Raw genomic sequence first — 6645 nt, 5'->3', positions numbered from 1 at the left:
AAGGTTTGGGTTTGACCTTGTATTCGAGAACCAACATTGTTTGACACTGGCTTGCTTGGTATCATTGTAGCACTCCTAATGCCGCCCTGGAAGGGCGGGGCTTGAAACCCATTATTTTTGGTCAATGTTGGGTTTTGGGTATAATTGAAAGCTAACAATGACCCATTCAGAAATAATACAGATATATTAAATAAAACAAACAGGAGGTTGATTGGCCATGTCTACAGAAGTCATTGATAAGCCATCTTTAGGGGAAAAGTCTTCTACAGCCCGTAAACACGCCCCCCGCTATCGTGTTTTACTGCACAATGATGATTTCAACAGCATGGAATATGTGGTGCAAACTTTGATGAGTACGGTAGCCGGACTCACTCAACCTCAAGCGGTTAGCATTATGATGGAAGCTCATACCAATGGATTAGCTTTAGTCATTACCTGTGCTTTAGAACACGCGGAGTTCTATTGTGAAACTCTCAAAAATCACGGCTTAACCAGTACCATTGAGCCGGATGATTGACACTCCTGGGTCTAAAGGCGTTATCAAGGGAATTGATAATTGACAATTGATAATTGATAATTATTCCTGCTCCCCCGCTCCCCTGCTCCCCTGCTCCCCGAGTTATTCAGCAAGCCCTAGTTACATTCCTCAACCCAGAACAGCGATTCCCTTGACTCTCCAGTTGACAGGAGACTTTATCTTGAAAACAGCAAGGTAAAGCAAGGAGGATGGGATGGAAGAATCAACCTTACGTTTAGAGGGAATGTCTTGTGCAGCCTGTGCCAGTCGTATTGAGCGCGTAGTGAGGGGTGTTGTTGGGGTTGCGGATTGTCAGGTCAATTTTGCCGCAGAACAGGCTAAGATCCGCTATAACCCGGCACAAACGACCCTTGATGTCATTCAAGCGGCCGTGAGTCGGGCGGGATATCAGGCTTTCCCCATGAAGGAGATGGGGAGGGAGTTGGATGAGGAGGAAAAGGCGCTGCGAGAAGCCCAAAAACGGGAACTCATGGGCAAACTGGTATTAGGGGGAATCGTCAGTGGGGTTTTGATGTTTGGTGGCCTGCCGATGATGACGGGGTTACATTTACCTTGGATTCCCATGTGGTTACATCATCCCTATCTTCAGTTGGTGTTAACAACTCCGGTGGTGTTTTGGGTAGGACAAGGTTTCTTTACGGGTGCGTGGAAGGCTTTTAAACAGAATAGTGCAGATATGAATACCCTAGTGGCGCTGGGGACGGGGACGGCCTATGTTTACTCGTTGGTGCCGACTTTTGCCCCCAATTTATTTATCCAGCAAGGGTTAGCGCCGGATGTTTACTATGAAATCAGCGCGATGGTGATTACTTTGGTGCTGTTGGGGCGGTTTTTGGAACATCGGGCCCGGGGGAAGACTTCGGAGGCGATTCGTCAGTTGTTGGGACTGCAAGCCCGGACGGCAAGGGTCATCCGAGGGGGACAGATGCAGGATATCCCGGTGGAAGAGGTGGAGGTGGGCGATCGCATTTTAGTCCGACCGGGGGAAAAAATCCCTGTAGATGGGCAGGTGATCGAAGGCTCCTCTACCGTGGATGAAGCTATGGTGACAGGGGAAAGTGTCCCCGTCCAAAAACAACCGGGAGATGAGGTCATTGGGGCTACCTTGAACAAAACCGGGAGTTTCCAATTTAAGGCCACAAGGGTGGGACGAGATACGGTATTAGCCCAGATTGTCCAGTTAGTCCAAGCGGCCCAAGGATCAAAAGCCCCCATTCAACAATTAGCAGATCAGGTGACGGGGTGGTTTGTTCCGGCAGTAATGGCTATTGCTATTCTCACCTTTGTGATCTGGTTTTGGGCAATGGGCAACCTGACCCTCGCCACCCTCACCACCTTGGGGGTTTTGATGATTGCTTGCCCCTGTGCTTTAGGTTTGGCTACTCCGACCTCGGTTATGGTCGGCACGGGGAAGGGGGCGGAACATGGTGTGTTAATCAAGGATGCGGGGAGTTTGGAAGTTGCCCACAAAATCCAGACGATTGTTTTAGATAAAACCGGAACCCTCACCGTAGGTCAGCCCATGGTGCGTCAGTTACAAACGGTCACTGGAACCGCTAATGGTCATGAGATTGAGTTATTAAGTCTGATGGCGGCTTTGGAAAATCAATCAGAACACCCTTTAGCGGAAGCGGTGGTTAACTATGCCAAAAATCAGGGAATTGGGGGGGATTTACCCAAGGTAGAGGGCTTTGAGGCTATGGTTGGGAGTGGGGTACAGGGTCGCATCAATGGCCATTGGCTGCAAATTGGCACCCGGCGCTGGTTGACGGAGTTGGGCTTAGACTGTCAGCACCAGACCCCCCACAATGAGCCGTTAAGCGACCTAGCCGAAGGGTGGGAGTCGGATGGTCAAACGGTGGTTTGGGTGGCCTTAGAGGGGCAGGTAGAGGCCATTGTGGGCATTGCTGATGGGTTAAAACCCTCTTCGTCGTCGGTGGTGAAGAGGTTGCGGAAAATGGGCCTAGAGGTGGTGATGCTGACGGGGGATAATCAAAAAACCGCCGATGCGATCGCCCAACAAGCCGGAATTCCCCGCGTCTTTGCTCAAGTGCGCCCGGATCAAAAATCTGCCATCATCCAACAGTTACAACAGGAGGGGAAATGGGTGGCTATGGTGGGGGATGGCATCAATGACGCGCCTGCTTTAGCCCAGGCAGATGTAGGGATTGCCATTGGGACCGGGACTGATGTTGCGATCGCCGCCTCCGACATTACCCTTATTTCCGGCGACCTACAAGGCCTGATCACCGCCATCCAACTCAGTCATGCCACCCTCGGCAATATTCGCAGTAATTTGTTCTTCGCCTTTATTTATAATGTCGCCGGGATTCCCATTGCCGCCGGGATTTTATACCCCTTTTTCGGTTGGTTACTCAATCCCATTGTCGCTGGGGCTGCTATGGCTTTGAGTTCCATTTCTGTGGTCATGAATGCCTTACGGTTACGACATTTTAAACCCAAAATAGGATAATTAGAAGAGGAAACCCTAACATGGATTAACTAACAGGTTATCATTTCCCGAGATTTCCAGTAATCTATCCTGAAAACCATGCAACTTAATCGAACTTTTTTCCTAACAGCAATCACCTTGATTCTACTCTTAACTCGTCCCTCTCCCGGTGAAGCTAAAATGGAGCATTCTACCCCACTCAAAGACCAAACCTTTGAACAAATCGAACAGCCTTTACTCTTAAAATTAGCCGTCACCGCAGGGGGATTAGGATTAATTGGCTTGGAACTCTGGTGGTTTTTATTCAAGGACAAAGCCAATACCCCATGACCAATCTTGACAAGTTAAGCCTGAATGGTGTCCATTGTTATTCCATCCAGCATTTCAACAATTGTCAATTTTTGACCTGTTGAAATAGATGGAATTCCCGTCCGTTTACGGCGGGGCGGATGTCAAACAGTTTAAAAGTGCCATTCAACGTTTTCCCCCCTCGCAATGACAGGATTCACCCTAAATTTCAGTGTGTCAATAAAAAAACAACTCCTGTAACAGGAGTTGTATCTATCTTGAGGTGTGTTATGCAAATCTATCTAAGGGGCTAACGCATTGCCACGGAGCAAACTACCAATAGTTTTGGCTGTGATTTTCATTTGGACCAAAGGATTGGCAGGCACAACGGTTTTATATAAATAACTGTCAAACGTTAACCGTTGTACATCAATGTCCGAACACATTTCCACAAAAGCCTCGCGGGTAGCATCACTGCGATAGAACACCCGTTGCAGGATATCTAACACGAGGTAGGTCATGCCATACTGTTTATCCCAACGTTTGATATACAGCTTCAGATCCGCTTCCGTGGGGATGCGTTGACCATTATTACTGGTTTCTACAATGGTTTCGGCGCACATCCGGGCAGACTTGGCGGCAAAGTAGATCCCCTCTCCCGAGGATTTGGTCACTGTACCGGCCGCATCCCCAACTAGGGCCACGCGACCCACTACACGACGGGGACGGGGGTGTTCCGGGATGGGATGGGCTTCTACTTTAATAATTTCGCCACCTTCGAGTTTTTTGGCAGCACGGGCGCGAATTCCGGCCTGTAAATTTTTAATAATCGCTTTGTTGACTTTCATGGTGCCGGTCCCGACAGCCACGTGGTCATATTTGGGGAATACCCAAGCGTAGAAGTCAGGGGAAACGTCATCTCCGACGTACATTTCCGCCAATTCTTCGTAGTAGTCCATTTTGTCTTTAGGGAGACGGATGCGCTCTTGGAAGGCGATCGCATAATTATAATCCCCCGCATCAATGGCCTTGGCAATCCGGGAATTCGCCCCATCGGCCCCAATCACTAGATCCACTTGCAGGGTTTTCATTTCCCCGGTAGCGCTGCCGTTGGAATGATCGGCATAGTGTAAGGTGTAAGGGTGATTATCGGAGGACGGAATATCTAATTGATACACCGTTCCATTGATTAAGTTTGCCCCACATTGAGCCGCCCGATCTCGCAGAAAACCGTCGAGAACTTCCCGACGGCACATCCCAATATACTCATCATCTTTTAAAGTCTGACCAATGTTGACCTCTATATTGGAGGGAGAGATCATTTTCATTTTCCGCACCCGACGATCAATGATTTCCGGGGGTAGGTCAAACTCGCTCACCATGCACAGGGGGATCGCCCCGCCGCAGGGTTTGGCGTTATCTAACTTACGTTCAAATAAATAAGTTTCAATTCCCGCTTTTGCCAGTGTCTCAGCAGCAGATGAACCTGCTGGACCGGAGCCAACAACAGCAACCCTTAGTACCAAGGCTTTTCTCCTATATCTGTGTCTTATCATCTACAGGTGTGAATGGTATCACGGACTTTTGTCTCTGTGGTTTGTTGTGTGGCAACTTTGAGACATTTCGCAATAGAGCTTAAAACTCTAGTAACAATTCGTTACATTTGGCGGATTTTGGGGACAAATTAGGCGAAAATCGCGGAGTTGGAACTAAGGCGGCACGATTTGACAATACCCTATAAGGGGGAATTTTGGCAAATGTTGAGATCATGAAAAACTTTCCCGTTGGGCGTTTATTTTTCACCAGTTGGCTAGTCTATTTGTTTCACTTTCGTCACTTAGCGGCCGGAAGCGATCGCTTTGTGTTATTGGTGAGAGCCATAGTAGAACAGAGAACCTTTCGTTTAGATGCCTACCAAACTTCTCCCTTTTTTGGGGATGTGGTGATGTCTGGGGGACACTACTACAGCAATATTAATCCGGGTACAGCTTGGTTAGGGGTGCCATTTTGGGCGATCGCAAACTTCTTTTATCAAAACATCCCCCCAGCCTCTCCCTTCCGCCGTGAAGAGATCCACCACTTCCTCGCCCATTTTATCACCACCGCCTGCACCAGCAGCCTCTTGAGCGCCCTGGCTGGAGTTTTTTTAGGATTATGGGCCTACCAGCGCAGCAAAAGCCAATGGCGGGGAATTTTGACCGTGTTTCTCTACAATTTTTGTAGCATTGCCTTCTTTTATTCCACCCGTTTATCCCAAAATATCCTCATCGCCTCCCTCTCAATTTTCGTCTTTGTTCTGCTCTTTAAACCCCAAATCCTAAGAATTAAAAGCTATAAAACCCAACTTTTTTTAATTGGGTTTATCCTCGCCTATGGCTTAGTCATTGACTTAACCATTGTCCCCTTAGCTGGGGTTGTTTTAATCCTTTTATTTTGGCAAAATAGAACCTATTGGCTGGTTTTAAGATACTTCCTCTTCGGCACAATTGCCCCGGTACTTCTACTCCTACTATATCAATATCTTTGCTTCGGCAACCCCTTCCTATCCGCCTCCAATGTTTTCCTTGCCCAAGAAGCTATTCCTGAACCATCAGTTTCCCTTGCCCTGCAAATTTTTCAGCGCTCCAGATCCCTATTTACTTACCTCTTTAGTCCCCAAGCTGGGTTATTCATTTATATGCCCTATTTTACCCTAGCAATGGTTTACTTACTCCATCACAATCATCAGCGTCTCTACTTTAAGCACAACGAAAAAAGATATATTTTTGGGGTTTTCATCGCCTATAGTTTCTTTCTCCTCGCCCTCCCAGCCAGTTACTTACAATATACCCTCTTTGGTTGTCGGTATATTATCCCCCTTGTTCCCCTACTTTGTTTAACCTTTGCCCTACATTTCCGCCCCCCTCATTATCACCTCGGAATCGCCTTAATTGCCCTAGGTTTTCTAATCAACTTAGCCGGAGCCCAGCAGGGTTATGATACAGACAATATCATTATTTACACCTTAATCTATATCTTTCGCGGGGCATGGTTTCCCCTATTGGATTGGTTACAAACCGGACTCCCAGAAGACTTTAACACCTTGCCTTCCGTCCTCAACCCATCGGGAATTGTCTTTCTCCTATTGTTGTTTTTAATGGTTATTTGGTGGTCTTATTTCTGCCCCTATCCCAAATCAAGAGAGTGAACCACCCACACCAACCCGATCGGGTATCGCCCCTCCAACTCCCCAGAAGATAGTTGACACTCCCATCGCTGAAAGCGAGGGATTCTTGGTTCAACGAGTTTCCTTAACTTGGCAGGACGTATCCAACCAAGCCAGAGGGAATCTCTCCCCAAGCGTGAGTTCCGGTATGCCCTACCGTAC

At 47.9% G+C, this 6645-nt stretch carries 5 protein-coding genes; 4 read left to right on the top strand and 1 reads right to left on the bottom strand.

Features of this window, described 5'->3' with window-relative positions; genetic code table 11:
• The first annotated feature begins 217 nt into the window (after nt 1-217).
• From clpS to K4A83_RS21365, 3 genes are all read left to right on the top strand, one after another.
• Entirely contained in the window at nt 218-517 is a 300-nt protein-coding gene (gene clpS / locus K4A83_RS21375) for an ATP-dependent Clp protease adapter ClpS (protein ID WP_265266734.1), read from the top strand.
• A 214-nt stretch (nt 518-731) separates the two neighbouring features.
• A complete protein-coding gene (locus K4A83_RS21370; RefSeq protein WP_265266733.1) occupies nt 732-3011 on the top strand; it encodes a heavy metal translocating P-type ATPase in 2280 nt (759 codons plus the stop codon).
• 78 nt (nt 3012-3089) lie between these two features.
• The gene (locus K4A83_RS21365) at nt 3090-3320 is read left to right on the top strand and encodes a hypothetical protein (RefSeq protein ID WP_265266732.1); all 231 of its coding nucleotides are present in this window, start codon (nt 3090-3092) and stop codon (nt 3318-3320) included.
• A 260-nt stretch (nt 3321-3580) separates the two neighbouring features.
• Here the strand turns inward: K4A83_RS21365 and chlP are convergent, their stop codons facing one another.
• A complete protein-coding gene (chlP, locus tag K4A83_RS21360) occupies nt 3581-4804 on the bottom strand; it encodes a geranylgeranyl reductase (RefSeq protein WP_265266730.1) in 1224 nt (407 codons plus the stop codon).
• A gap of 242 nt (nt 4805-5046) precedes the next feature.
• On the opposite strand from chlP, the gene K4A83_RS21355 reads away from it, so the two are divergent.
• The gene (locus K4A83_RS21355) at nt 5047-6465 is read left to right on the top strand and encodes a hypothetical protein (protein WP_265266729.1); all 1419 of its coding nucleotides are present in this window, start codon (nt 5047-5049) and stop codon (nt 6463-6465) included.
• Nucleotides 6466-6645: the final 180 nt, after the last annotated feature.

The sequence above is a fragment of the Spirulina subsalsa FACHB-351 genome, from assembly GCF_026130165.1.
Taxonomy (GTDB): domain Bacteria; phylum Cyanobacteriota; class Cyanobacteriia; order Cyanobacteriales; family Spirulinaceae; genus Spirulina_A; species Spirulina_A subsalsa_A.
Note: the sequence above shows the minus strand (reverse complement) of the source record. Positions and strands in the feature narration are given on the sequence as shown.

Excerpts from the sequence above, each read along its gene's own strand:
- clpS (WP_265266734.1), top strand. The coding sequence starts at position 218 with ATGTCTACAGAAGTCATTGATAAGCCATCTTTAGGGGAAAAGTCTTCT.
- K4A83_RS21370 (WP_265266733.1), top strand. The coding sequence starts at position 732 with ATGGAAGAATCAACCTTACGTTTAGAGGGAATGTCTTGTGCAGCCTGT.
- K4A83_RS21365 (WP_265266732.1), top strand. The coding sequence starts at position 3,090 with ATGCAACTTAATCGAACTTTTTTCCTAACAGCAATCACCTTGATTCTA.
- K4A83_RS21355 (WP_265266729.1), top strand. The coding sequence starts at position 5,047 with ATGAAAAACTTTCCCGTTGGGCGTTTATTTTTCACCAGTTGGCTAGTC.